Source organism: Vagococcus lutrae, assembly GCF_003987555.1.
Taxonomy (GTDB): domain Bacteria; phylum Bacillota; class Bacilli; order Lactobacillales; family Vagococcaceae; genus Vagococcus_A; species Vagococcus_A lutrae.
In genome coordinates this window covers 108283-134685 of sequence record NZ_NGJW01000005.1, presented here as the reverse complement: position 1 = coordinate 134685, position 26403 = coordinate 108283, and the positions used below count along the sequence as shown (strand labels likewise).

General features: G+C 38.3%; 24 protein-coding genes. 3 read left to right on the top strand and 21 right to left on the bottom strand.

Annotated elements, in window-relative coordinates; genetic code table 11:
• Positions 1-7: 7 nt before the first annotated feature.
• From CBF33_RS05240 to CBF33_RS05215, 6 genes are all read right to left on the bottom strand, one after another.
• Entirely contained in the window at positions 8-1885 is a 1878-nt protein-coding gene (locus tag CBF33_RS05240) for a BspA family leucine-rich repeat surface protein (protein ID WP_126762220.1), read from the bottom strand.
• 13 nt (positions 1886-1898) lie between these two features.
• On the bottom strand, positions 1899-4112 hold the full coding sequence (locus tag CBF33_RS05235; RefSeq protein WP_126762218.1) for a BspA family leucine-rich repeat surface protein: 2214 nt from the start codon (positions 4110-4112) through the stop codon (positions 1899-1901).
• Positions 4113-4302: 190 nt separating this feature from the next.
• Positions 4303-6672 (bottom strand): BspA family leucine-rich repeat surface protein, encoded by a 2370-nt coding sequence (locus tag CBF33_RS05230; protein ID WP_126762212.1) that lies wholly within the window; start codon positions 6670-6672, stop codon positions 4303-4305.
• Complete coding sequence (locus CBF33_RS05225) at positions 6669-7052, bottom strand: hypothetical protein (RefSeq protein ID WP_170167754.1); 384 nt, start codon at positions 7050-7052, stop codon at positions 6669-6671. Before CBF33_RS05225 ends, CBF33_RS05230 begins: the two co-directional genes overlap by 4 nt.
• 74 nt (positions 7053-7126) lie before the next feature.
• The gene (locus tag CBF33_RS05220) at positions 7127-7810 is read right to left on the bottom strand and encodes a WxL domain-containing protein (RefSeq protein WP_126762208.1); all 684 of its coding nucleotides are present in this window, start codon (positions 7808-7810) and stop codon (positions 7127-7129) included.
• A gap of 57 nt (positions 7811-7867) precedes the next feature.
• Positions 7868-8386, bottom strand: a complete 519-nt coding sequence (locus tag CBF33_RS05215) for a hypothetical protein (RefSeq protein WP_126762206.1) — start codon at positions 8384-8386, stop codon at positions 7868-7870.
• 301 nt (positions 8387-8687) lie between these two features.
• Here CBF33_RS05215 and CBF33_RS05210 point away from each other — a divergent pair, with 301 nt between their 5' ends.
• Positions 8688-9284, top strand: coding sequence for a recombinase family protein (locus CBF33_RS05210; protein WP_126762203.1), 597 nt, complete (start codon positions 8688-8690; stop codon positions 9282-9284).
• A gap of 36 nt (positions 9285-9320) precedes the next feature.
• On the opposite strand, the gene guaB is transcribed toward CBF33_RS05210, so the two are convergent.
• The 15 genes from guaB to rpmH all read right to left on the bottom strand — a co-directional run bounded on the left by guaB (position 9321) and on the right by rpmH (position 23104).
• Complete coding sequence (gene guaB, locus CBF33_RS05205) at positions 9321-10805, bottom strand: IMP dehydrogenase (RefSeq protein WP_126762201.1); 1485 nt, start codon at positions 10803-10805, stop codon at positions 9321-9323.
• A gap of 135 nt (positions 10806-10940) precedes the next feature.
• Entirely contained in the window at positions 10941-11612 is a 672-nt protein-coding gene (locus CBF33_RS05200) for a DUF1129 domain-containing protein (protein ID WP_126762247.1), read from the bottom strand.
• Between the two features lie 70 nt (positions 11613-11682).
• The gene (gene ychF, locus CBF33_RS05195) at positions 11683-12783 is read right to left on the bottom strand and encodes a redox-regulated ATPase YchF (RefSeq protein WP_126762199.1); all 1101 of its coding nucleotides are present in this window, start codon (positions 12781-12783) and stop codon (positions 11683-11685) included.
• A 34-nt stretch (positions 12784-12817) separates the two neighbouring features.
• A complete protein-coding gene (locus CBF33_RS05190) occupies positions 12818-13012 on the bottom strand; it encodes a DUF951 domain-containing protein (RefSeq protein ID WP_023606895.1) in 195 nt (64 codons plus the stop codon).
• 17 nt (positions 13013-13029) lie between these two features.
• Complete coding sequence (locus tag CBF33_RS05185) at positions 13030-13914, bottom strand: ParB/RepB/Spo0J family partition protein (protein ID WP_023606896.1); 885 nt, start codon at positions 13912-13914, stop codon at positions 13030-13032.
• Complete coding sequence (locus CBF33_RS05180) at positions 13907-14668, bottom strand: ParA family protein (protein ID WP_023606897.1); 762 nt, start codon at positions 14666-14668, stop codon at positions 13907-13909. Before CBF33_RS05180 ends, CBF33_RS05185 begins: the two co-directional genes overlap by 8 nt.
• A 94-nt stretch (positions 14669-14762) precedes the next feature.
• On the bottom strand, positions 14763-15485 hold the full coding sequence (rsmG, locus tag CBF33_RS05175) for a 16S rRNA (guanine(527)-N(7))-methyltransferase RsmG (protein ID WP_126762197.1): 723 nt from the start codon (positions 15483-15485) through the stop codon (positions 14763-14765).
• Between the two features lie 163 nt (positions 15486-15648).
• Positions 15649-15897 (bottom strand): hypothetical protein, encoded by a 249-nt coding sequence (locus CBF33_RS05170; protein ID WP_126762195.1) that lies wholly within the window; start codon positions 15895-15897, stop codon positions 15649-15651.
• A gap of 369 nt (positions 15898-16266) precedes the next feature.
• Entirely contained in the window at positions 16267-17238 is a 972-nt protein-coding gene (locus CBF33_RS05165) for an Abi family protein (protein ID WP_126762193.1), read from the bottom strand.
• Between the two features lie 153 nt (positions 17239-17391).
• Positions 17392-19299: a tRNA uridine-5-carboxymethylaminomethyl(34) synthesis enzyme MnmG gene (gene mnmG, locus CBF33_RS05160; protein ID WP_126762191.1), complete on the bottom strand. Its 1908-nt coding sequence runs from the start codon at positions 19297-19299 to the stop codon at positions 17392-17394.
• 13 nt (positions 19300-19312) lie between these two features.
• A complete protein-coding gene (mnmE, locus tag CBF33_RS05155) occupies positions 19313-20704 on the bottom strand; it encodes a tRNA uridine-5-carboxymethylaminomethyl(34) synthesis GTPase MnmE (RefSeq protein WP_126762189.1) in 1392 nt (463 codons plus the stop codon).
• 172 nt (positions 20705-20876) lie between these two features.
• Positions 20877-21611: an RNA-binding cell elongation regulator Jag/EloR gene (gene jag, locus CBF33_RS05150; protein WP_126762187.1), complete on the bottom strand. Its 735-nt coding sequence runs from the start codon at positions 21609-21611 to the stop codon at positions 20877-20879.
• A 28-nt stretch (positions 21612-21639) separates the two neighbouring features.
• Positions 21640-22464 carry a YidC/Oxa1 family membrane protein insertase gene (locus tag CBF33_RS05145; protein WP_023606903.1) on the bottom strand — a complete coding sequence of 275 codons (825 nt, stop codon included), beginning with the start codon at positions 22462-22464 and terminating at the stop codon, positions 21640-21642.
• Between the two features lie 18 nt (positions 22465-22482).
• A complete protein-coding gene (gene rnpA / locus CBF33_RS05140) occupies positions 22483-22830 on the bottom strand; it encodes a ribonuclease P protein component (protein WP_023606904.1) in 348 nt (115 codons plus the stop codon).
• A 139-nt stretch (positions 22831-22969) separates the two neighbouring features.
• The gene (gene rpmH, locus CBF33_RS05135) at positions 22970-23104 is read right to left on the bottom strand and encodes a 50S ribosomal protein L34 (protein ID WP_023606905.1); all 135 of its coding nucleotides are present in this window, start codon (positions 23102-23104) and stop codon (positions 22970-22972) included.
• A gap of 588 nt (positions 23105-23692) precedes the next feature.
• Between rpmH and dnaA the strand changes: the two genes are divergently transcribed.
• Together dnaA and dnaN are read left to right on the top strand one after the other, a co-directional pair.
• Positions 23693-25036 carry a chromosomal replication initiator protein DnaA gene (gene dnaA / locus CBF33_RS05130; protein WP_023606906.1) on the top strand — a complete coding sequence of 448 codons (1344 nt, stop codon included), beginning with the start codon at positions 23693-23695 and terminating at the stop codon, positions 25034-25036.
• Between the two features lie 165 nt (positions 25037-25201).
• Positions 25202-26332, top strand: a complete 1131-nt coding sequence (gene dnaN, locus CBF33_RS05125; RefSeq protein ID WP_126762245.1) for a DNA polymerase III subunit beta — start codon at positions 25202-25204, stop codon at positions 26330-26332.
• The last annotated feature ends 71 nt before the right edge of the window (positions 26333-26403 follow it).

Genomic DNA, 26403 nt, shown 5'->3' with positions numbered 1-26403 from the left:
CTATTAGTTAGAGAGTATCGTCTAGCGACCAAGTGAGTTGACTTGCATAGTAGCTTCCTTCTCTTCCGCCATAGCGTGGAATTTTTAAAAACACTTGGTTAAATGGTAATGCTAACGACCAATTTCCATCATTTTCTTCCGTATCGCTCGTCGTGCTGACAAGCTGTATCGTCTCATTTTCAGACAATATTATATTATCCGTGTGCGTAATACTCGCAGGTATAGAATCAGCTTCTTCTTTTTCCAGAGTGTTTTTGAACATTAACTGAACATCATCCAAACAATCACTCGAATCATCTGGGTTTCGCCATTTTAGCATGGAAACAGATAGGCGCCAGTGTCTTGCACCGTACCATTTTAGTAACAAACTTTCTGATAGCTGACTAACATTCTGTTTAAGTGGTAGCCATTGATCTTGATATTCATTACGCCGTGTTATTCCAAAATAAAATGTAGAAGGGACTTCGGTCAAACTGTAACACGGTTGCCAGTGAGCATAGAGTGTGATGTCGTGGTTTGTCACCACTAGCTCGTCTATCGTCGTATCATCTTGATTATTTTCAGTCGTCCATCCTTTAAACTGATAGTAAACGACATCCGATTCAACCGTCGGTAACATTTCTTTAGTCAGCGTCTCATCTGAATAGATTTTAAACGAGGTGGGGGTGGGGGAATGCTCGCTGACAAACAAAAGCGTGTAGTACGTAGGTTGCCATACATACGTATCACCCACTCCTTCTTGACTTCGTTCTATTAGTTTCGCGACATTTCCCGTCCAGATATCACGAGGTTTTGACGTCGTGCCATCTCCTACCGCTCCCCACAAGCCAGTGTATCCCTCTTCAGACGGGGCTTCCTTTAAATTAATATAAGGCGATAGTTTCGTGTTAGGTCCCAGTGTTATTTCGCGCAGCTTATTACACTCTTCAAACGGGCTTACCATTCGAAATGATGGTCGGGTCGTGTCAAAAGACGCAAGATTAATACGCTCTAATTGACTGCATTTCGAAAACATACGATTCATATTTTTTAACTGGTTCGTTTTCAAACTAGATAAATCCAATGCCTTTAACCCGACGCAATGTTCAAACATATACTCCATATTTTCAACACGCGCAGTATCAAACGAAGATAAATCTACGTTTTCTAATTGCTCACAGTACCTGAACATGTTACCCATATCCGTTACATTGGAGGTATCAAAACCACTTAAATCTATCGCTTTCAACGCTTCACAGTAGGCAAACATACTGTTCATATTTGTCACGCTAGCTGTATCAAGCGTTCGAAAATCAATTCTTTCCAAACTGGTACAAGAGTGAAACATCCCCGACATGTCCGTAACATTATGTGTATCAATATTTGCAAAGTCAAACGACTCCAATTCATAACAGTTTTCAAACATATTCGCCGTGCTTATCGTCTGTGTCGTATCTAAACCGGAAAAATCAATCTCTTTCAATTGATAGCAATCTTTGAACATCTCTCGACTATCAGGTGGAAGCTGAATCATCCCGTAACTACTATCAAAAACAATCTTTTTGACATTAGTCGCCCAAGAAAATCCCCATGGACGTGTCATGCAATCTCCCGTTATATTGCCTTTATCAGATGCTTGAATCGTGACGACGTGATCGCCTGTCTTATTATCGTACTCACGAACATATCGCACGTCGCCCCAATAGCCCGTTTGTACGAATAACCCTCTCTCTGTCGTCATCTTCTTATATGAGTCAGTCGAAGAGACAGGCTCTCCCTGTTCTATTGACTCAGGGACGACCCTTTTTTCCGTTTGTAGAGGAGCTCCCAAAACAGAGCGCGAAGAGAGAATGACGCCACATCCTATTAATATTAAAATATAGATGACGCGATTAACTCTCTTCATCAGCTTCTCTCCTTTAAATTGTATCGTCTAACGACCATGTTAGCTGACTCGTATAATAACTTCCTTCTCTTCCGCCATAGCGTGGGATTTTTAGCTTCACACTGTCAAAATCAATCGTACTTTGCCAGTTCCCCGTTCCATCAGCACTATTGCCAGCTGTCGTGGTGACAAGTGTTTGAGTTTCGCCAGCGTTAAGCACTACTTGCTGGTTACTGTGAATGGTAGAAGGAGCGGACGACCCGTCTTGATGGGTAAGTTGATTGTTCATGTACATCTGAACACCAGTCAGTGTGTCAGTTGCATCATCTGGATTACACCACTCAGCCATCGTGACCGTTAACTTCCAATCCAGTGTACTCTGCCAATTTGTTTTAAATGCTACTTTCGATGTATAAGCTTGTGAGTTCAATGTGACAAACTGAGGAGTATATTCATTTCTCATCACATTATGTTTGAAAATAAACTCATCGGGTATCGAATTTATTTCCATTAATACTTTCCAATGAGCATACAACGTCACATCGTTAGCTGGCATCGTCAATGTTTCAACCTTTGTCGTGAAGTCATCGATAACAGTCGTCCAACCTGCAAACTCATAGGCGCTTGTAGGAGGTGTAGGAGAGGTAACCGTACTCAAATCAACCATCTCCCCTTTATAAACTTCTGTAATTTGTGCTGGTGGATTACTACCACCATTTACGTCAAACGTAATAGTATACGTTTTTGGCTCCCAGACATATGTATCCGCGACACCTGTTTGACTGCGAGCGCATAGCTCGGCTACTGTACCAGACCAGTCTCCGTTTGGCTTTTCAAGTGTACCGTTTCCGACAGTTATCCATTTACCTGTATAAAACTCATTAACAGCCACATCACTGAGACTACAATCTATTGATAACTTTGTTTGACTTCCTAACTTTATACATTCTAGTTTATTACAATCAGCAAACATCCAGCTCATATCTATGACGGCACTCGTATCGAAACTACTGAGGTCGAGATTGAGTAAATTACTACACCTATAAAACATATAGTTCATATACATCACTTGGCTCGTATCGAAACCACTGACGTCGAGATTCAGTAAATTACTACACCAAACAAACATTTGATCCATATATATCACTTGACTCGTATCAAAACCACTGACGTCGAGACTGCTTAATTTGGTACAAAGATGGAACATATAACTCATATTCGTCACGTGACTCGTATCAAAACCACTGACGTCAAGATTACTTAACTGGTAACATTCATTAAACATACTACTCATATCCGTTACGTTACTCGTATCAAAACCTCTGACGTCAAGATTACTTAACCGGTAACATCCACTAAACATACTACTCATATCCGTCACGTGACTCGTATCAAAACCACTGACGTCAAGATTACTTAACTGGTAACATTCATTAAACATACTACTCATATCCGTTACGTGACTCGTATCAAAACCTCTGACATCAAGACTACTTAAACTTTCACATGATTTAAACATATTACTCATATCCGTTACGTGACTCGTATCGAAACCACTGACATCGAGACTGCTTAACTGATTACATTCATTAAACATATTACTCATATCCGTCACGTGACTCGTGTCAAAACCACTGACGTCGAGACTGCTTAAATCATAACAACTAGCAAACATCCAACTCATATCCGTCACTTGACTTGTATCAACTCCTGAAAGATCAATCGATTCTAATATACCACAATAAGAAAAAAGGTTAGTCTGATTCCCGACTAATTGGATTTTACCATCACTTCCGTCAAAAATTATTTTTTTGACAAAAATTCGATAAGAGCTTGTCCATGGAGCTTGATCACGTGTTCCTGCAACAGTACCACTACCTGCTCTTACAGTAATAGTATAACCGAGATCAAACTTTCCCTCTATCGTACATATCGTCTGGCCCCATGGCACAGTTGTCACTGCTCTAGGAGCTGACAACGTTTCAGGAGTAGGGGCAGGCGGTTCGATATCGATGGGAGCTTCTGGTTCATCTATCGAGTCAGTCGTTTCAGTAGGTGTTTCTTCAGATGTTGGTTCACTCTCCAATAACTCTTGCGTCATCGTGTCGAGTGGACGCTCAAGTGTTTCTTCTGTTTCTTTCTCTTCTGATGAAACTGTCGGTGTTTCCGTTTCAGTCGCTAAAACTGACGTCATCGGCTGAAGCACCATGCTTATCAGTAAAAGAAACGCTAATGCTCGTTTTTTCAAATTTCTCACCTCGTTTCTTGCCTAATAGTATTAGTCTAGCTAACAGGTATCGATTATATAGTCGGTTCGATTGAAAATATAAGGAGTACTCTCAAAATGTTTAACAGTTATTAATGTTTTTCTTAACCCATTCTATACATTTTTAAAAAACCAATCTATACCTTCTATATTTTATAACTAGCTGTTACCTTTAAATTGTATCGTCTAACGACCATGTTAGCTGACTCGTATAATAACTTCCTTCTCGTCCACCATAGCGTGGGATTTTTAGCTTCACACTGTCAAAATCAATCGTACTTTGCCAGTTCCCTGTTCCATCAGCACTATTGCCAGCTGTCGTTGTGACGAGTGTTTGAGTTTCGCCAGCGTTAAGCACTACTTGTTGATTGCTGTGAATGGTAGAAGGAGCAGGCGACCCGTCTTGATGGGTAAGTTGATTGTTCATGAACATCTGAACACCGGTCAGTGTGTCAGTTGCATCATCTGGATTACGCCACTCAGCCATCGTGACCGTTAACTTCCAATCCAGTGTACTCTGCCAATTTGTTTTAAATGCTGCTTTCGATGTATAAGCTTGTGAGTTCAATGTGACAAACTGAGGAGTATATTCATTTCTCATCACATTATGTTTGAAAATAAACTCATCGGGTATCGAATTTATTTCCATTAATACTTTCCAATGAGCATACAACGTCACATCGTTAGCTGGCATCGTCAATGTTTCAACCTTTGTCGTGAAGTCATCGATAACAGTCGTCCAACCTGCAAAGCCATACGCACTTGTAGGTGGTGCAGGAGAGGTAACCGTACTCAAATCAACCACATCATTTTTATAAGCTTTTATTGAATTTGGAACATTGCTTCCCCCATTGACATCAAATGTTATCGTATAAAACTTAGGCTCCCAGACATATGTATCTGCGACACCTGTTTGACTGCGAGCGCATAGCTCGGCTACTGTACCAGACCAATCACCGTTTGGCCTTTCCAAAGTTCCTGTACCCAACGTCGTCCATTTCCCTGTATAATCCTTAGAGTTTGAAGGTCGCAATGAACAGTTTGTTTTTAATAACGTTTGACTACCTAACTTTAAAGTTCGCAATTTGTTAGTTCCCTGAAACATACCTCCCATATTTGTGACTAATCGGGTATCAAAATAACTTAAGTCAAGACTAGTAATAAGTGAACATTTTTTAAACATATTACTCATATTAGTTACACTGCGTGTATCGAATTGACTTAGGTCGACATTACCCAACTTACTACATCCACTAAACATACTACTCATATTCGTTACTTGACTCGTATCAAAACCACTGACGTCGAGACTGCTTAATTGGCTACATCCACTAAACATACCTCCCATATCAGTTACACTACGTGTATCGAATTGGCTTAGGTTGATATTACTTAACTTAATGCATCCGCTGAACATCGCATTCATATTAATCACATTTTGGGGTATGAAACTTGATAGATCGAGCGTTGATAAATTTTCACATTCCCGAAACATAGAACTCATCTCTGTCACATTTCGTGTATCAAAGTTACTGAGGTTTAAATTTTGTAAATCGTAACACTCCTGAAACATACCATTCATATTCTGTACATTACTGGTATTAAAACTACTAAGATTTAAAGTGGTTAGTCTGGAACAGTTCTTGAACATGTACTCCATATTTGTAACATTACTATTATTAAAATTACTAAGATTCAAATTTGTCAGTCCACTACAATCACTAAACATTCTACTCATATTTGTGACATTGTGTGTGTCAAAATTACTGAGATTTAAATCTGTTAGTCCATAACATATAGCAAACATTTCACTCATATCTGTTACATTACTAGTGTTAAAGTTACTGAGATCAATAGCTCTCAACTTCCTACATCCATAAAACATTCGGCTCATATCAGTTACATTGCGCGTATCTAGTGACCCATAAATATTTTCGATGTCAGCATAAAATATACTTTTCATACTCGTAACTAGACTTGTATCTACTCCAGAAAAATCAATGTTTTGTAGAAAAATATTATAATAAAAACAATAATCCATATTCCCCATTAAAATAATTTTTCCATAGCTTCCATCAAAAATAATTGTTTTCACATGGTCTCTATAGTCAACATTGATTATCCATGGTGCTTGATTAGGTGTCCCTGCAACAATACCACTACTAGCTCTTACAGTAATAGTATAACCAGTAATATAATCACCTACTCCCTCAATCGTACATATCGTCTGACCCCACGGAACAGTTGTCACTGCTCTAGGAGCTGACAACGTTTCAGGAGTAGGGGCAGGCGGTTCGATATCAATGGGAGCTTCTGGTTCATCTATCGAGTCAGTCGTTTCAGTAGGTGTTTCTTCTTCAGGTGTTGTTTCACCCTCCAATAACTCTTGTGTCATCGTGTCGAGTGGTCGCTCTATTGTTTCTTTCGTCATTTTCTCTTCTGATGAAACTGTCGGTGTTTCTGGTTCAGTCGCTAAAACCGACGCAATCGGCTGAAGCCCTATACTTATCAGTAAAAGACATGCTAATGCTCGTTTTTTCACCTCTCCTCACCTCGCTCCGCGCCTATTAACATCATAAGACTGGTTAGACCTACTAATGTCCAACCGACACACTGAATAGGAAGAGCTTGTTCATTCGTTTGAGGTAATCGTCCATTATTTTTTATCTGACTAGGGATTACATCAACGTATTGAACCACTGCCGTTCCCCTTCCTTCATCAATCGTTTGTGAAGGTATCGGCTTTTCCGCAGGTGGTTTCTCTATGGTTGTTTCTTTGCGAAACCCTACCGTGACGGTTGTTTCTTTTGTTGTCGCTGCATATGTTGGAGACATGAATCCTAAGAAGAAAATAAAAATAATCAACATCTCTAGCAACAGGTGGCGTTTGTCTTCTAAACAAAAAATCCCATATTTTTTCACAAAGCTCATAGCCTCCTTTCAAAAAAACAGGAGGACAGGATACTGCTCCCATCCTCCTGTTCTTTAATTGTTAATTATAATGTATCATCTAGTGACCAAGTAATTGTACCTGTATATTGTGCACCTTCGTACGCAATACCTTTAGGAATAGTTAATTTGATATTTGTTAATTCACTTGCCCATCCACCTGTTGGACTTCCTGTAGTCGCTGATTTGATAACTGCACTTGTTGTTGAACCGTCTGCTGTAACTATAACGCTACCACCAGCTATCGGATCATCCGCATTTCCTACTAAAGCGGTGATATTATTTCCTGTACCTGGCGTACCACTGCCGTGATAAACTTTACCAGTAGATGTAAAAGATACTTTCGCAGCATTACCTGTTCCTTCAAACTTACTCGTACCACCGTCAGTTAATACTGAAGCTTTTGCTGTAACTTTCCATGGGTTGTTACCTGTACGAGTATCTTTAACTGCTACATAACGCTTACCGCCACCTTCTAAATTGATAACTTGAGAACCTGAGCCTGTTTGTAAACTATTATTATCACCAAATGTTAAGGCTGAAGGTACAGATGCTAACGAGACAGTGTTAGTTCCTGGTGCTGTAGGGCTAGGCGTTTGGGTTTCTGTCCCAAATCCAACACTCATATCCGTGTTCATAGAGTCAACTTCATCTGCACTCGCAGGCATAGCTGCTAGTAAACATCCTCCTGCAACTGCTAAGCTTGCGGTAATCCATTTTTTTGCTTTCATTTTTAAAATCTCCTTTAATTTTAAGTGTATTAAATGATAAAATCATACTTACTTTGTTTAGTTACCTTTTTTAATATACTTACATACCGTCCCGAGTGACACGCCACAACGTGTGGCAATCTCTCGCAAAGTTAATCGATTTTGATGCAGCTTACGAATCTCCATCTGAGTCTGAGGTGAGACAGTGGGACGGCCTATAATCGTTCCTTTTTCCCGGGTTGCGACAAGTCCTTTTTTGACACGTTGCGATAAAATCGCAGTATCAATCTCACATAGCTTTATCGTATGAGAAATAAAAGTTGGACAATCTTTTAAGAATTGCAGTGTTATATGATGATCTTTTAAAAACTCATAACACACTTTAAACTCAGATAATGTGAGCTGCAAAGAAGCATAGTCATAACACATTAAGACTGTTTCACTTGCCAAACACCTTAACAGCTGTTCTAAATGATCAACTGTATTTAAGACTCCTAATTGTATGAAGTCACTGTCGTCTTCACTTAACGAAAGAAACTCCGTACAAATCATATAGGTTTGTTTTAAATCAAGCCCTGTATTAATATAAAACTTCACTGTCACACTCCTCTCAAAGCGATGGTCAAGCCACGGTGTTAAGGCTTTTATGCCCAATCGACAAACATATTTTGTTTTAAGAAATCTAATGTTAGTTTAAATGATAGAAATATGCTTTAATTTGTTATTTTACTTTTTTTAATCATTGATATCATAGACTTTTTATTTGTGGAAACTCCTACTATATGACAAAACAATCAGTTTTAAAAAAACATTAGTTTAATATAAGGTTAGATGCTTGTCAATACTTTAACGGTCTTTTTTTGAACGATCATCATAATCATTGCAAGGAGGCACTACTGTGGCAATCATTGGCTACATGCGTGTAAGTACCACGCATCAAAAATTCGATTCACAAAAAACAGCATTGGAGCAATACGGGGTCGACCGTATTTATAAAGAATTTGAAAGTGGCACGAAAAAAAATCGTTCTGAGTTAAACAAAGCACTCGCTTCTTTAGAACCAGGAGATACTTTTGTGATATTTAAGTTAGATCGATTAGCACGTACGACAAAACAATTACTCCACTTACTTGAAGATTTTGAAAAACGGGAAATTCATTTTGTCAGTATACAAAACCATATTGATACGAGTACACCAATGGGGAAGTTTTTCTTTACCGTTATGGGCGCTTTTGCTGAAATGGAGGCGGCATTAATTCGAGAACGAGTCGTCGCTGGATTGGAAGCGGCTAGAGAAAACGGGAAAGTTCTTGGCCGTCCGACTCGAGAAGTTGCTGCAAATAAAGCCGTCGAGCTATATACTACGACAGATATGACGGTCGCAGAAATTGCCAAACAATGCGATATTTCTGTTCCGACCCTGTATAACTATCTCAATGAATATAAAATCCCCAAAAAATATCCGATAGCACCCAAAAAAAGCCAAACATCGTGAGGATGTTTGGCTTTTTCTTTTCTATCTATTCACTATTTATGATTCAATCGAATAGTTTGGTGCTTCTTTCGTAATTTGGATATCGTGTGGATGTGATTCGCGTAATCCAGCGCCACTCATTTGAACAAACTGTGCTTCATCGCGTAGTTGTTTCAAGTTACCTGCTCCTACATATCCCATACCTGCTTTCAAACCGCCAACCATTTGGAAAATAATATCGGCGACGCTTCCTTTATAGGCGACACGTCCTTCGATACCTTCTGGGACTAATTTATTGGCTTCATTGACACCACCTTGGAAGTAGCGATCGCTTGACCCTTTTTCCATCGCACCTAGTGAGCCCATACCACGATATGTTTTAAAGCGACGCCCTTGGAAAATTTCAAATTCACCTGGAGATTCATCTGTTCCAGCTAGCATGCTTCCTAGCATAACTGCATGGCCTCCTGCAGCCAAAGCTTTCACAACGTCGCCAGAGAACTTAATTCCACCATCAGCAATAATCGTTTTTCCGTATTCACGCGCTACGGATGCAGCATCATAGACAGCTGTTAATTGTGGCACACCGACACCGGCAACAACCCGTGTCGTACAGATAGAACCCGGTCCAATTCCTACTTTAACAACATCTACCCCAACATCATACAATGCACGAGCGCCTTCTGCGGTCGCAATATTCCCTGCTATTAACGTCGCTTCTGGGAATGTTTCACGAATTTCTTTAATTTTACGAATAACCCCCGCACTGTGACCGTGTGCCGTATCGATAATAATAGCATCCGCCCCTGCTTCGAGTAGGGCACTTGCTCGTTCGAAAGTATCGCTTGTCACCCCGACAGCCGCCGCTACAAGCAAACGACCATGTTCGTCTTTTGCCGCACGTGGAAATTCGATTACTTTCTCAATATCTTTAATCGTAATCAACCCGCTTAAACGACCTGCTTCGTCGATAATAGGTAGCTTTTCAATTTTATGACGTTGTAAAATCTTTTCTGCGTCTTTTAAAGAAGTGCCTATCGGAGCCGTTACTAGCTGATCTTTTGTCATGACTTCGTCGATAGCCACAGTATAATCTGTGATAAAACGTAAGTCGCGGTTCGTTAAAATACCGACTAGTTTACGGTTTTCCAATGTTTCAACAATTGGCACACCGCTAATACGATATTTTGACATTAATTCTTCTGCATCTGCGACGGTATGAGTCGGTGTTAAAAAGAACGGGTCGATAATGACACCACTCTCTGAACGTTTTACTTTACGGACTTCATCCGCCTGTGCTTCGATGGACATATTTTTATGAATGACCCCCAGTCCACCTTGACGTGCCATTGAAATGGCCATTTTGCTTTCCGTTACCGTGTCCATACTGGCACTTAAAAACGGTATGTTTAGCTTCAAATTAGGGGCTAACTCGATTGCCATGTCTACTTCATCTGGTAACACGTGACTTTCTGCTGGTATTAGTAATACATCATCAAATGTTAAGCCTTTTTTTGCGAATTTTGTTTCCCACTTAGACATGTATTGGACATCTCCTCTATTTTTATTTTTATCTAATAAAATATCAAATATAACAGTATTAGTCAATCACTGTTGACAAAAACAAATCAAATTCTCATTAAAAAAGTCGCCTTGCAAACGCAAGACGACTCTCTTTTACTGACGAATAAACATACTACCAGTAAGATTTAATTTTTTTCTTAAATAATAACGCAAAGCTAATGCGCCAGCACCGATAACCACATAGACGGCTGGTTGGAAGACGATGTTAATAGCAGGTGGGATAAAGGCAGTCAACATAAAGACGACCATCCACCCTAGCATGATACCCGCCATTAATAACATAGATTTCCAAATTCCTGGTTTTTTACTCTTGTCGGCATCGGGGTGGTCGTAGCTATAGATATATTTGTATATCAAATAGAACGCATAACCCCCAGAGATAGAACCGATTAACAAGGTGAATAAACCACCTTGTTGACTCGTTGTAGCTGTTTTACTTAGCATAGGTAATAAACCTGCCATCAGCGATAAGAAACCAAACATTAATAAGCTATTATCTAGCCATAGCTCATTACGTGACCCTAAACGAGAAGGTTTTGGGGCATTTAAAATTACTTCTAAACGCTCAGATACCGTTCCAAATAATTGACGAGCGGTTTTCCCAGTTTTTTGACCTTCTACAAGTGGTGTTAACATTTCATCTAGCACTTTAACTTTTTCTTCTTCAGATAAATTCGCCACGTTCATGGCTTTTTTTAAATCAAAGATATATTGCTCGTTTCGTTTCGTGAGTTGTTTTTCTAACTCTCTATTTTTCGCCATCATCTGACGTAGTAAATCTTGTTCTTCCAAAAAAATGACCCCCTGACAAGTGAATGATGGTACTGAACGGATTTTAAACGTTAAAGCGGAATAACATGACGTCGCCGTCTTCAACGACGTACTCTTTACCTTCTAAGCGGACACGTCCTGCTTCTTTGGCAGCTGACATACTACCGTAGTGTTTTAAATCATCAAATGACACGGTTTCGGCACGAATAAAGCCTTTTTCAAAGTCAGTATGAATCACACCTGCACATTGAGGTGCTTTCATCCCTTTTTTAAAGGTCCAAGCACGTACTTCTTTTTCACCTGCGGTAAAGTAAGTGGCTAAGCCTAGTAAATCATAGGCTTCACGAATCAACTGGTCAAGACCTGATTCCTCAATGCCTAAAGCTTCTAAAAATTCTTGACGGTCTTCATCGTCTAACTCTGCAATTTCTTCTTCCGCACTTGCACAAACGGTGATGACTTTAGCATTTTCAGTTGCAGCAAATTCACGGACTTGATTGACATACGGATTGTTATCCGTATCAGATACTTCTTCTTCGGATACGTTAGCTACATATAAAACGGGTTTAGAAGTAAGAAGGAACATTCCTTTTACAATTTTCTCTTCATCTTCCGTAAATGTAAGCGTTCTTACAGATTGTCCATCTTCCAACGCTGGTTTTATCTTATCTAAGACAGCTAACTCTGCCACTGCCTCTTTATCTTTTGTCTTAGCAATTTTAGCGACTCGGCTATGACGTTTCTCAACGGACTCTAGGTCGGCTAAGACTAATTCCATATTAATCGTTTCAATATCGGCTAAAGGATCAACAACGCCTGCCACATGCGTAATATTTTCATCATCAAAACAACGGACAACGTGACAAATAGCATCTACTTGACGAATATGGCTTAAAAATTGGTTTCCTAACCCTTCGCCCTTACTTGCTCCTTTAACAATACCGGCAATATCGGTAAATTCAAATGTTGTTGGAACCGTTTTTTTCGGTTTTACTAAGCGGGTTAACTCATCCAAACGAGCATCCGGCACTTCGACCATTCCAACGTTAGGATCAATCGTCGCAAACGGATAGTTTGCTGCTTCGACTCCCGCTTTCGTAATCGCATTAAATAACGTGGATTTCCCAACGTTTGGTAATCCTACAATTCCTGCTGTTAATGACATGAACAACTCTCTCTTTCATTATGGTTTGGCTGAGTTATTTTTCAGCCTCATCTTTTTTTCGTATCACTTTTTTTAATTTCTTTTCAAAATCACGGCGTGGCATCATTACTATATGGCGACAGTTTTCACATCGAATCTTGATGTCCATGCCCATGCGAATGATTTCCCAGCTATTCGTTTGACACGCGTGTGGCTTTTTCATCTCCACAATGTCTCCTAGTTCATACATGCGTTTTCGCCTCTCTTTTAATCAAATTTTATTTCTAAGATTTCCAGTATTCGCGTCAAGTCTTCTTGAGACAGATACTCGATTTCAATTTTCCCTTTGCCTGACTTTTCTTGAATATGTACAGACGTGCCAAACTTATCCATCAAGCGCTCTTCACTTTCGCGAATATAATACGGTTTTTTCTGTGCTACTTTTTTTGTTTCTTTTTTCTTTAACGCTCCCTCGTTCATCTCATTTACGAGTACTTCGAGCTGACGAACCGTCATGTTTTCTTTAATAACACGTTTTGCGACAGGAACGATTTGTTCTTTATCTTTTAAGCCAAGCAATGTACGGGCAATCCCCATTGTAATTTGCTCGTCTTGGACTAAATCCTTTACCAACGCCGGTAATGTTAATAGACGCAAATAGTTTGCAATATAAGGACGACTCTTCCCTAATTTTTCCGCCACTTCCGCCTGCGTTAACTTCAAGTTTTTCATCAACATCTCATAGGCTTCTGCTTCTTCGAGCGGACTCAAATCTTCACGCTGCAAGTTTTCCAATACAGCGATTTGCATCATTTCTTCTTCGTTAAATTCACGGACGATCGCTGGTATTGTTTCTTTTTTAGCCAATTTTGACGCACGGAAACGACGTTCTCCAGCGATGATTTCATAGCCTTTTACATCGGACTTTCTGACGATAATTGGCTGAAAAACACCTGATTGTTCGATAGAACGTGCTAGTTCTTTTAATGCCGTTTCATCAAACGTTTTACGTGGTTGATATGGGTTAGGACGTAACTCTTCTAGAGAAATCTCACGAATTTCTTCCTTTTTTACATCGACCTCTTCTAAATTTGAAAAATCTTGGAATAACGCGTCAATGCCTCGTCCTAGTCCTTTGCTATTTTTACTCATGCGCTAACACTTCCTTTGCTAATGACAAGTAAACTTCGGCCCCTCTTGAACGTGGATCATAGTCAATAATCGACAAACCATGGCTCGGTGCTTCCGACAATCGAACATTGCGTGGAATAATCGTATCGTACACTCGTTCTCTAAAATACTTACGCACTTCCTGGACGACTTCTGATCCTAAATTTGTTCGCGCATCGTACATTGTCAGCAAAACTCCCTCAATACGTAACTCTGGGTTAAAGTGCTTTTGAACTAAGCGTATAGTATTTAGTAACTGACTCAATCCTTCTAACGCGTAATATTCACACTGCACAGGAATTAAAATTGAATCACTTGCAGTGAAGGCATTAATTGTTAAATGACCTAACGACGGTGGACAGTCTATCAAAACGTAGTCGTATTGATCTTTAACTTCATCTAAAGCTGATTTTAAACGAGATTCTCTCGCCATCATCGGGGTTAATTCTATTTCTGCTCCCGCTAATTGAATCGTAGCGGGGACTATTTCTAAGTTTTCGCGTGACGTTTCATGAATGACATTGGTCATCGGCTCTTCGTTAACTAAAACGTCATAAACGTCTTTGCCAACATCTGACTTTCTTACACCGATACCACTCGTAGCGTTTCCTTGGGCGTCAATGTCCACGATGAGTACCTTTTTTCCATTATAAGCCAGACTTGCCCCTAGGTTAACCGTCGTCGTTGTTTTGCCGACGCCACCTTTTTGGTTTGCCACTGAGATAATCCGTGCCATATTTCTTCCTCCGCTTTCTTTCTTACAGTTTCATTTTATCATTAATATTCCTATTATATCACAGTTATTAGTAGATTTCTTTAACTGTTTACGACTATTTTAGCGGTGATTTATTCGGTGTTCCTGCTTTTCTTGGATATTTTTTCGGTGTTTCTTTTTTCTTCTGTATGACAATTAACGAACGCTTATCTTCTTCAGAACTAGGAAGCGTCGTTGTTGTTTCACGAATGAACTTACCACCTAGTACGGCAATAGCCTTTTGCGCTTCTGATAATTCTTCTTCACTTTTCGCCGCTTTCATTGCTAGGAAATAGCCATCTTTTTTCACTAACGGTAAACAAAGCTCACTTAACACATTTAAACGCGCCACTGCTCGAGCGGTCACGAAGTCAAATTGTTCACGATATGCCTTGTTTTGACCGAAATCTTCTGCTCGACTGTGACATAGCGTTACATCAGATAAATCCAATGCTTCAACTAACTCAGATAGAAACTTAATACGCTTGTTTAAAGAATCGACAATCGTGATCTTTAAATGCGGAAAAGCGATTTTTAATGGAATACTTGGAAAACCAGCTCCCGACCCAACGTCACATAGATGATAGACTTCGTTATCAAATTCTTGAATGAATGATAACGTTAATGAATCATAAAAATGCTTTAAATAAACACCTTCTTGATCTGTAATAGCTGTCAAATTAATCTTAGCATTCCACTCCACTAAATAATCAAAATATATACGATATTGCGCCATTTGTTGGTCTGTTAATACTACCCCTTTTTCCGCTAATAACTCTCTAAATTGTTCCGGTTTCAAAGAACGTCATCCTTTCCTCTCGTCGCTTAACTACGACATCCTTTTATACTTTAGCCTAAACCCTCTTTAAGTGCAATTATTTATCGCTAATTTTACCTAAAAACAAAGCAAAAAACAGCTAAAATGTTTCACGTGAAACATTTTAGCTGTTTTATTCGTCAGTTTATGATTCGTGGTACGTTTTCAAACCTTGTTTAATCCCTACCACAAAAACACTCGCTCCTAAAATAATCATCGGAACCACTTTAATCAAATCTCGTTTTATTTCCATTTTGTTCATATATTGCTCGTTACTAGGGAAAACTAGATAAGCTATATCATTCCAAAAACTACTAAAACTAATAACAAACACGACAAATGATATTAGCGATAGCAACAACCAAAAAACCACAAAGAAATTTGTTTTTTTCATAAAATCACTCGCTTTCATTGGTTTAAAGAACTTCTCCTTTAAAGCAACCCAGCCAAAGGATTAGCTTAAATGTAGCAGAAAAACCACACAAAATAAACCATTATATACAATTTTCCTTTTATTATTAGACATAATAAAAGGAAAATAATAAAAAAGAGCGGGACGCATCCAGCTCTTTAAGGTGCAAACAGAAGTGGTATACCGCTACTGTCTATAAAAATATCAATTTTCTTAAGCTATGTATCTCGCAGACTTATTTAAATTAAAAGAGCGCACGAAATTAATCATGCGCCCTTAAGTATAGTCTATCTATACCGCTATTTGTAAATATATATTATCACTTGACGACATTATTGTAAAGAAATTTAATTAAATAAAATTGTTAATTGCTAATATTTTTGAATTTACATTAGTTCCTAAAATCCTATCACTTACACTTTGTGGTACTTCCGATTTCAAGTTGTTTATGTATTTACTATATCTTCTTAAAACAGAACGTAACTCTGTTTTCGAGAAACCAATTTTTTTTAAATAGAATAAAACTAAAGCCATATAATCAGTAATTGTTTCGAAATCAAAATTTGGATACCCTATTTCATTAGATAGGTAACCAACTATTTGATTAGAAATATTTGTGTTTTTAAACCTACAATCAAACACAATACTATTATGTGCAATAGCATTTCTAAGCTCCTTTAATATATAAATATGTTTAAACAATGTAACTCCATATCTATCTTCAACAGGATGAACTCCAATATTTTCTGATATTTTTATTCTATTATCAATAGATAAACATTGTATAAAATATCCTAGCGTACCAAAAGAAATTGCCTCAAAAATAGCCCAAAGCGGAATAGGTTTGCCTATATGAGAAAAATGCTGTATAACTGGATTGTTATTACTATATTCATACGAGATAGTTGAATGAATTTTTTTTCTTAAATTCAACCTTCTATTAATTTCTTTCTTGTATTTATCTGTTCCTACCCGTTGAGTTTTATAATAAAGCAATTGTTGTTCATATACTTTATCAAACGAACAGTCTCCCAATATTACCAGTGTGTCTATTGAATAATTCTTAATTGCTGTTTCTATATTCATAATATAAGAATACAGTAATGATTTTACATTCATATCAAAGTCATAAATTGCTTTGATTTCTTTAAAATCTGAAATACTAAATGGATTACTACTTCTTTTATAGTACCTATAAGCTTTGTATCCATGATAATAACCCATTTGTAATAACTCTTTTTTTTCTTTGCTACCACTAATGCTAACATTATGATTATCTCTAATATGTTTCATTAAACCATTTGTGCTTTTACCTCTAGCCATAAATCTTCTCCATATATTATAATTTTTTTGATACTACTTTAATTATTTTTTATAATATTACTTTAACTAATTTTTTTTGGTTTTTCAACTACCTAGTTATCTTATGTCAAAATATATCAATTATATATTAAACATAAGAAAAAAGGCTTATCTCTAAGCCTTCTCTTCCTCTATCTTCGCTATTTTCCCTTGTTCGATATAGACCATTAAAATACTGATATCTGCAGGGTTCACACCACTTATTCGGCTTGCTTGCGCTATCGTTTCTGGGCGAATTTGTTTTAGTTTTTGACGTGCTTCCGTTGCTAGACTATCAATCGCATCATAGTCAATATATGACGGGATACGTTTCGCTTCAAGACGTTTTAATTTATCCACTTTGTCTAATGCTTTTTTGATATATCCTTCGTACTTGATTTGAATTTCGATTTGTTCTATTTCTCGACGGTCTAACGGTTCTTCTGGTGCTTCAAAAAAGGGCATCAGCTCTTCATAATGCATCTCAGGACGTTTCAGTAAGTCCGCTACTAAGATACCATCTTTTAACGCTGCAGAGTGTTTTTCAGCTAGAAAAGCTTGTAATTCAGGGGTTGGTTTTAAACGAATTTTTTTCAATCGTTTTAACTCTTGTTCTACTTTTGCTTTTTTTGCTAAGTAACGTTCATAGCGTTCGTCTGATAACAGACCCACGCGATGACCAATTTCGCTTAAACGTAAATCGGCATTATCGTGACGTAAAATTAAGCGATATTCAGCCCGTGACGTTAATAAACGATAAGGTTCTAAAGTCCCTTTAGTCACAAGATCATCAATCATGACGCCAATATAGCCATCGCTGCGTTTTAAAACAAGCGGTTCTTCTCCCTTAATTTTTAACGCTGCATTAATACCGGCTAATAAACCTTGTCCAGCTGCTTCTTCATACCCACTTGTTCCATTTGTCTGACCAGCTGTATAAAGATTTTCTATTTTTTTCGTTTCTAAAGTCGGACGTAATTGATGCGGTACGACCACATCATACTCTATCGCATAGCCGCTACGCATCATTTCCACTTTTTCTAAGCCTGGGACAGTGCGTAACATAGCGTGTTGCACGTCTTCAGGGAGAGAGGTAGACAGTCCTTGTACGTATACTTCTTCCGTATCTTTTCCTTCTGGTTCTAGAAAGACTTGATGACGTGGCTTGTCATTAAAGCGGACAATTTTATCTTCAATTGATGGACAGTATCTCGCTCCAACGCCTTCAACAATTCCGGTAAACATTGGGGCGCGATGCAGATTATTTTGAATAATCTCATGCGTCTGTTCATTGGTATAAGTCAGCCAACACGACCATTGTTCAGTCTTATAGTCTTCATCTTTTGTTTCAAAACTAAAGTGGTTTGGCGTTTCATCACCCGGTTGTTCTTCCGTAACACTGTAATCTATCGAGCCTGAACGAACACGCGGTGGTGTGCCTGTTTTGAATCGATCGATTTCAAATCCTAGCTCTTTCAGGTTGTCTGATAGTTTTAGCGACGGCTGAGAATTATTAGGACCTGAAGAGTATTTTAACTCTCCAATAATAATTTCCCCTTTAAGCGCTGTTCCTGCTGTAATGATAACCGCTTGACTATGATAACGTGTGCCTGTTGAAGTAACCACGCCACGACAGACACCTTCTTCCACGATTAATTCATCCACCATTCCTTGACGCAAGATTAGGTTTTCTTGGCGTTCAATCGTGTGTTTCATCGCTTCGGCATAGTCATTCTTATCTGCTTGCGCTCTTAAGGCTCTTACAGCCGGTCCTTTCCCAGTATTCAACATTCTCATCTGAATATAGGTCTTATCGATATTACGCCCCATTTCGCCTCCTAGCGCGTCTATTTCACGTACGACCACACCTTTTGCCGGACCTCCTAGTGACGGATTACACGGCATGAAAGCGACCATATCTAAATTTATCGTCAATAACAAGGTCGAAAGACCCATACGTGCACTCGCTAAAGCCGCTTCTGAGCCCGCATGACCCGCTCCGACGACAATCACATCATAATTTTCTTCGTATCCTACGGTCATTGTTTAACCTCCTTTATTTTCCTAAGCAAAATTGACTAAAGAGCTGGGTAATCAGTTCATCTTGTACGCTATCACCGACGACTTCTCCTAATAAGTCCCATGCGCGCGTCATATCTATTTGAACGAGGTCCACAGGCATCCCCATCTCTATCCCTTGAATCACTTCATCTAACGCCTGTTCGGCTTCCTCTAACAAGCCTATATGACGGTTGTTCGATACATACGTCGCATCTTTCTCACTCACACCTTCATCAAAGAAAAGGGCAGCGATTTGTTCTTCTAACACATCAATTCCTTGACTGGTCATAACAGAAATCGGTAAAACTTCTTCTTCGTTGAGATAAGCGGCAAGTTCTTCATCCGATAAATGTGTTGGTAAATCTGTTTTATTTAAAAGAATAAGACGTTTCATTCCCTGTGTAGCTTCTAGTAATTGCTTGTCTTCTTTAGTTAACTCTTCGCTACTATTTAAGAGTAGTAAAATTAAATCGGCTTCTGCCAATGCTTGACGACTGCGCTCGACCCCAATACGTTCTACGACATCGTCTGTTTCACGAATACCTGCCGTGTCGATTAATTTTAAAGGAACTCCTCGAACGTTAACATATTCTTCGATGACATCTCGTGTCGTACCAGCAATATCCGTCACAATCGCTTTATCTTCTTTAATCAAATGGTTTAACAAACTCGATTTCCCTACATTCGGTCGACCGATAATCGCTGTAGCTAGGCCTTCTCGTAATATTTTCCCTTGTTGAGCCGTACGTAAGAGTTCTAATATCTGCGTACGTACACTTGTTGCTTTCTCCACTAACAAGCGCGATGTCATCTCTTCAACATCATCGTACTCTGGGTAATCTATATTAACTTCAACTTGAGCCAACGTTTGTAAAATCTCTTGACGTAATAAGCGGATTAAATGTGACAACTGACCGTCAAGCTGTTCAACTGCAAGATGCATGGCTTTATCTGTTTTAGCTCGAATCAAATCCATAACAGCTTCAGCTTGTGACAAATCTATCCGTCCATTTAAGAACGCACGCTTGGTAAACTCACCCGGTTCTGCTAAACGAGCACCTTCTCGCAATAACAGTTGTAAAATTTGATTCGTGACTACCATCCCACCGTGACAGTTGATTTCAATAACATCTTCACGCGTAAACGTACGAGGAGCACGCATAACGGTCACCATGACTTCATCCAAGACGGTATCACGACGTACGTCCTTAATATGTCCGTAATGAATCGTATGCGAAGTAACGCTCGCTAAATCAACATTTGACTGAAATACACGATTAGCAATACTGAATGCTTCTTCTCCACTTAAACGAACGATACTAATTGCGCCTTCTCCTGGTGGAGTTGAAATGGCAGCAATCGTATCAAATTCTATAATATTAGCCATTAACTTTCGTCCTTTCTTTTTTAGGCACAAAAAAAGTGCCCACTTCACCCCTTTAAATAAGGTGAATTAGCACTTTGACTGCTACTTCAATTGCTTTAAATCATACCGTAATCTCTCTTTTTTTGCAAGTAAAAAACCAGTCGGCATAAAGCTGCTCGACTGGTTAAACATCTTATGATCGACGGGGTGACACGACGAGATAACGATGTGGTTCTTCCCCTTCTGAATGAGTTTCAATGCGTTTATTAGCAGATAAGATACCATGGATCATTTTACGCTCAAACGCTGGCATTGGCTCTAAAAAGACGGGTTGTTGCGTATCCAATGCTTTGCGTGCTGCTTGCTTAGCCATACGTCCTAGTGTGGCTTCACGACGTTCACGATAATCGCCTACATTGACCACAACCGACATGCGTTGATCAGCCGTGCGATGGATAAAGACTTGCGCTAAATACTGAATAGCGTTGAGTACCCGACCATGTTTGCCGATTAAACGACCAGCTTGTTTAGATTCGAGATGTAAAACAGTATGGTCAGAGTGACGCTCGATTTTTACTAAGGCCGGTGCGCCTAACCCTTGTGAAATTTCAGTTAGATAAACAGCCAAAGCTTTCAGTGTCTCTTCTTCTGATAAACGTTCAGTTGGCGCGTCTTTGACTTCTTGCGGTTCTGTCGTTGTTGGTCTTTCGACTTTCTCTACCTCAACAGCCGGTGCTGTTTCGACTTGCGACTCTACCTTTTGCTCGTGCGGTGTTACTTCCACAATAGCGGCTTGTTTACCAAAACCAAGAAAACCTTTCTTTGCTTCTTGAACAATACGAATCGACGCTGTTTCTTTAGTTAAACCTTGTTCTTTTAATCCTTTGGCAATAGCTTCTTCGACAGATATACCTTCATACTTTGACATAAGATAACCTCCTGTTGAGCTTGATTGATTAACGTTTATTACGTTTTTTCTTCGGACTTTGAGCACGTCTTAAAGCACGTTCTAATTCTTTTTGTTTTCTTTCCTCTTCTTCACGTTCACGTCGTGCTTGGAAAGGATTATTAATGATTAACGTTTGAACCACTTGGAACGCATTTGAAATAACCCAGTAAAGAGATAAACCACTTGCTAAGCGAACTCCCATTAATAAAATCATCGCGGGCATCATGTAGTTCATCACTTTCATCGATGGATTAGCTTCTAATTGATTCATACTCGCTAATTTCGTACTGATAAACGTTAGAATAGCTGCCAAGACTGGTAAAATGTACGTCGGGTCAATCTTCCCTAACTCCAACCATAAAAACTGACCTTCTGTTAAGGCTGGAACCCGAGAGATTGCTTGCCAAACGGCCATTAAAATAGGCATTTGGACTAATAATGGTAAGCACCCTGCAAAAGGATTGACGCCATGCTCATCATATAAACGTTGTTGCTCTTCTTGCAACTTACGAACGGTATCAGGATCTTTAGATGAATACTGCTCTTGCAATTCTTTAATCTTCGGTTGTAGCTCTTGTGTCTTCTTCATACTCTTATTTTGATAGTTCATCAATGGGAAAAGAATGATTCGAACTAACAAAGTAAATAGGATAATACCAACACCGGGATTTCCAAAAGATAAGAACTGAATGACACGGGCAAAGTTATAAACGATATAACGCTCCCAAATTCCTGTACTATTTACCGAAACATCTGTCGTACCACACGCTGTCAAAATCACGACTAAACTCGTTAGCCCTAAAAATAATAAAAGCTTTTTCTTATTCTTCATTTCTTGACTCCTCTTATTTTATTGCTTGTCTTTCCATATATCAGCAAGTCTTAAAACATGATGAAGATTTTTTTCCATCTCATAATAAGAAAGATTGGCAGCTTGAGGACGTGCAATCAAAATAATATCGATATCCGGAGGTAACTCAGCAAATACCCCTTGCATAGCTTGTCTTAAGTAGCGTTTTACTTGGTTACGTTTGACAGCATTGCCTAGTTTTTTCCCCACGGATAATCCGACTCGCGGATGATGATATTGATTATGATGCCGGATATAAATAATCAAATGTCGATTGGCAAAAGAGTTTTTTAACTGCATAATCTCTCGAAACTCTTTTTCCTGCTTAATTCGAAATTTTTTCTTCATCCGTCACTCACATCCTCTCAGTCTTTATCACGATAGACTCTCTCATCAATAATAGCATAATTTTAAAAAAATACATCACGCGATTAAAAGAAACTTGTCATTTAAAAATAAAAAAAAACCACTGAATAGGTTCAGCGGCTTATGAAGATAATACTTTTCTTCCTTTACGGCGTCTGTTTGCTAAAACTCTACGGCCATTTTTAGTACTCATGCGTTTACGGAATCCATGAACTCGTTTATGTTTACGTTTGCTTGGTTGATAGGTTCTTTTCATTTCGAGGCACCTCCTAATTAAGATATATCCACTCTATTTCTATTATTAGTTAGATAGACTTTAACAGTATACGAAAAAAGAGCTCTCCTGTCAACTCTTTATTGCAATCCTATCATTTTTTCATCGTGTTTTTATTTTTACTTTCGGTCATTGCTCTCTTCTTTTTTTACAAAAAATCATTCCCGAAAATTAACTTCTGTGTTTTTTGTTAATATTTTATGCAAAAAGTTTTCCACAATCTGCTATTTACTTTGTGACTTCCATGCGGAAAAGATTTTGATTATGAGAAGTTAATCAGAAGTTAGTTTTAGGTTATACACAAGTTAAACACTGTATATAAACTTATCCACATTCTTGCAATAACGTGTGGATTAACTCTCAAAACCCTTGATATAACAACTTATAGTTATCCACAACATTTTCACAATATATATTTTACCGTAAACTTATTCACAGCGATAAATCTTCTTGTGGATAAGTTTTGATTTTCTTGTGAATTTCTTTTCCACAAATTTTTATCAACAGTGGAAAACTTTTATTTTTAATGCTAAAATGAAAAAGATGATGATTGTAAGGAGGGACGCAAATATGCCAAATATTGAATATATTTGGAAAGAACTAGAAGATACTTATCGGAAAATCTTAACCACCCCTAGTTTTAATGCCTGGATTGAACAAGCGACACCGATTAGCTTAGAAAATGGTATTTTAACGATTAAAGTACCTTCAACCCTTCACAAAGATTATTGGGAAAAAAATCTCTCAACAAAAATTGTGGAAACTGGCTTTAAACTTACTGGTGAAGAAATTACTCCAGTCTTTATTATTGAAAACGAACAACCTCAACCAGAGGAACCTCTGATTGATAGCCATACAATTAATGACCAACAAGCGCAAGAAAATAGTAAAAAAGCGTTACTGAATCCTAAATATACATTTGATACTTTTGTTATCGGAAAAGGAAATCAAATGGCACATGCGGCTGCGTTGGTCGTAGCAGAAGATCCGGGTTCTACCTATAATCCGCTCTTTTTCTATGGTGGTGTGGGATTAGGTAAAACACACTTAATGCATGCGATTGGGCATCAAATGTTATTAAATCAACCGAACGCGAAAGTAAAATATGTGAGTAGCGAAACGTTCGCCAATGATTTTATTAACTCGATACAAAATCGAACGTCAGAAGAATTTCGTCAAGAATACCGCAATGTTGACTTGCTGCTAGTTGACGACATTCAATTTTTCGCAGATAAAGAAGGAACGCAAGAAGAGTTTTTCCATACCTTTAACTCACTTTATAATGATGGACGTCAAATTGTTTTAACAAGTGATCGTTTACCAAATGAAATTCCAAAATTACAAGAACGTCTCGTTTCACGCTTTGCTTGGGGACTTTCAGTCGATATTACCCCACCCGATTTAGAAACACGTATTGCTATTTTAAGGAAAAAAGCAGACGCTGAACGTTTAGAAATACCAGATGATACATTAAGTTACATAGCAGGACAAATTGATTCTAATATTAGAGAGTTAGAAGGAGCATTGGTACGTGTGCAAGCATACGCTACTATGAATGGTGCTGATATTACAACAAGTTTAGCAGCCGATTCATTAAAAACACTACGACCATTAGCACCACATCAACAACTCTCTATTTTAGCGATTCAAGAAGCAGTCTGTGCTTACTATCATATTGATTTGAAAGATTTAAAAGGAAAACGACGCGTTAAAAAAATTGTTTTGCCACGTCAAATCGCCATGTATCTCTCACGCGAGATGACGGATAATTCTTTGCCAAAAATCGGAGCGGAGTTTGGTGGGAAAGACCACACTACCGTTATTCACTCTCACGAAAAAATCCAGCAATTATTAGAACATGATACGACCGTTCAAAAAGAAATAAATGATATCAAAAATCAGCTAACACAGTAATTGTGGAAAAGAACAAAAAACAACTTTAGTTTTCCACAGGTTATCCACAAGTGGAAAACCCTTTAATACCATTTGCTGAATCCACATATCCACACTATCAACAGTGCCTACTACTACTATTATTTATTAATATATAAAGAATAAAAGAAAGGATTTTCAACTATGATGAAATTCTCAATAAATCGCAATGCTTTTATGAACGAATTATCAATTATTCAACGAGCAATTAGTTCTAAAACAACTATTCCTATTTTAACGGGTGTCAAAATTGTTCTATCAGAAGAAGGTTTATCTCTAACTGGTAGTAATGGCGATATCTCAATCGAAACATTTTTATCTCATGAAGATGAAAAAGCTGAAATGGTCATTGAACAAACAGGAGCTATTGTTTTACAAGCACGTTTTTTAGGTGAAATTATCCGAAAACTACCTGATACGCGCTTCTCTTTTGATTTACAAGAAAACAATCAGATTCATTTAACATCTGGCGCAGCTGATTTTATGATAAACGGCTTAGATGCTGATCAATATCCACACTTACCTGCGATTGATGAGGCAGAACAGTTAAAATTACCTGTAAGAGTGTTAAATAAACTGATTAATGAAACAGTTTTTGCTGTTTCCGCTCATGAAAGTCGTCCAATTTTAACAGGTGTTCACTTAACTATTCATCCAGAAGAATTAAAAGCTGTCGCAACAGATAGTCATCGACTTGCTCAAAGAAAGATACCACTAGGGGGTATGGCGAAAGAGCTAGATATGGTTATTCCTGGTAAAAGTTTGATTGAATTATCTCGCTCATTTACAGATGAAGAGGAAGAAGTCGAAGTCAGTGTCATGGAAAATCAAGTTTTATTTAAAACAGATAGCATGCACTTTTACTCTCGCTTGTTAGAAGGTAAATATCCAGACACAGATCGTCTCATTCCTAATGAATTTAATACAGAGATTAGTTTTGATGTGCCGGCGTTATTAGCTGCGATTGAACGTGCGTCTCTTTTCTCTCATGAAGGACGTAATAATATTGTCAAATTAGTCATTAATGCCGATGATGTGACATTGTATGGTAACTCACCAGAAGTCGGAAATGTTCAAGAGCAATTAGTCTTTCAAGAAGTGTCTGGAGATCCTTTAGAAATTTCCTTTAATCCAGACTATATGAAAGCAGCGCTCAAAGCGTTTGGAGATACAGCTATTACCATTAAGTTTATCTCTCCTCTTCGTCCGTTTACGTTAGAACCTAAAGATAGTGATATTTCATTTGTGCAACTGATTACACCAGTACGAACAAGTTAGAAAAAAACTGCTGTTAAATCAGCAGTTTTTTATTATTTGCCCTAATTTTTCGTTTTTAGGCGTTTTTAATC

Excerpts from the sequence above, each read along its gene's own strand:
- CBF33_RS05240 (WP_126762220.1), bottom strand. The coding sequence starts at position 1,885 with ATGAAGAGAGTTAATCGCGTCATCTATATTTTAATATTAATAGGATGT.
- CBF33_RS05220 (WP_126762208.1), bottom strand. The coding sequence starts at position 7,810 with ATGAAAGCAAAAAAATGGATTACCGCAAGCTTAGCAGTTGCAGGAGGA.
- guaB (WP_126762201.1), bottom strand. The coding sequence starts at position 10,805 with ATGTCTAAGTGGGAAACAAAATTCGCAAAAAAAGGCTTAACATTTGAT.
- CBF33_RS05200 (WP_126762247.1), bottom strand. The coding sequence starts at position 11,612 with ATGATGGCGAAAAATAGAGAGTTAGAAAAACAACTCACGAAACGAAAC.
- ychF (WP_126762199.1), bottom strand. The coding sequence starts at position 12,783 with ATGTCATTAACAGCAGGAATTGTAGGATTACCAAACGTTGGGAAATCC.
- CBF33_RS05190 (WP_023606895.1), bottom strand. The coding sequence starts at position 13,012 with ATGTATGAACTAGGAGACATTGTGGAGATGAAAAAGCCACACGCGTGT.
- CBF33_RS05185 (WP_023606896.1), bottom strand. The coding sequence starts at position 13,914 with ATGAGTAAAAATAGCAAAGGACTAGGACGAGGCATTGACGCGTTATTC.
- CBF33_RS05180 (WP_023606897.1), bottom strand. The coding sequence starts at position 14,668 with ATGGCACGGATTATCTCAGTGGCAAACCAAAAAGGTGGCGTCGGCAAA.
- CBF33_RS05170 (WP_126762195.1), bottom strand. The coding sequence starts at position 15,897 with ATGAAAAAAACAAATTTCTTTGTGGTTTTTTGGTTGTTGCTATCGCTA.
- CBF33_RS05165 (WP_126762193.1), bottom strand. The coding sequence starts at position 17,238 with ATGGCTAGAGGTAAAAGCACAAATGGTTTAATGAAACATATTAGAGAT.
- mnmG (WP_126762191.1), bottom strand. The coding sequence starts at position 19,299 with ATGACCGTAGGATACGAAGAAAATTATGATGTGATTGTCGTCGGAGCG.
- mnmE (WP_126762189.1), bottom strand. The coding sequence starts at position 20,704 with ATGGCTAATATTATAGAATTTGATACGATTGCTGCCATTTCAACTCCA.
- jag (WP_126762187.1), bottom strand. The coding sequence starts at position 21,611 with ATGTCAAAGTATGAAGGTATATCTGTCGAAGAAGCTATTGCCAAAGGA.
- CBF33_RS05145 (WP_023606903.1), bottom strand. The coding sequence starts at position 22,464 with ATGAAGAATAAGAAAAAGCTTTTATTATTTTTAGGGCTAACGAGTTTA.
- rnpA (WP_023606904.1), bottom strand. The coding sequence starts at position 22,830 with ATGAAGAAAAAATTTCGAATTAAGCAGGAAAAAGAGTTTCGAGAGATT.
- rpmH (WP_023606905.1), bottom strand. The coding sequence starts at position 23,104 with ATGAAAAGAACCTATCAACCAAGCAAACGTAAACATAAACGAGTTCAT.
- dnaA (WP_023606906.1), top strand. The coding sequence starts at position 23,693 with ATGCCAAATATTGAATATATTTGGAAAGAACTAGAAGATACTTATCGG.
- dnaN (WP_126762245.1), top strand. The coding sequence starts at position 25,202 with ATGAAATTCTCAATAAATCGCAATGCTTTTATGAACGAATTATCAATT.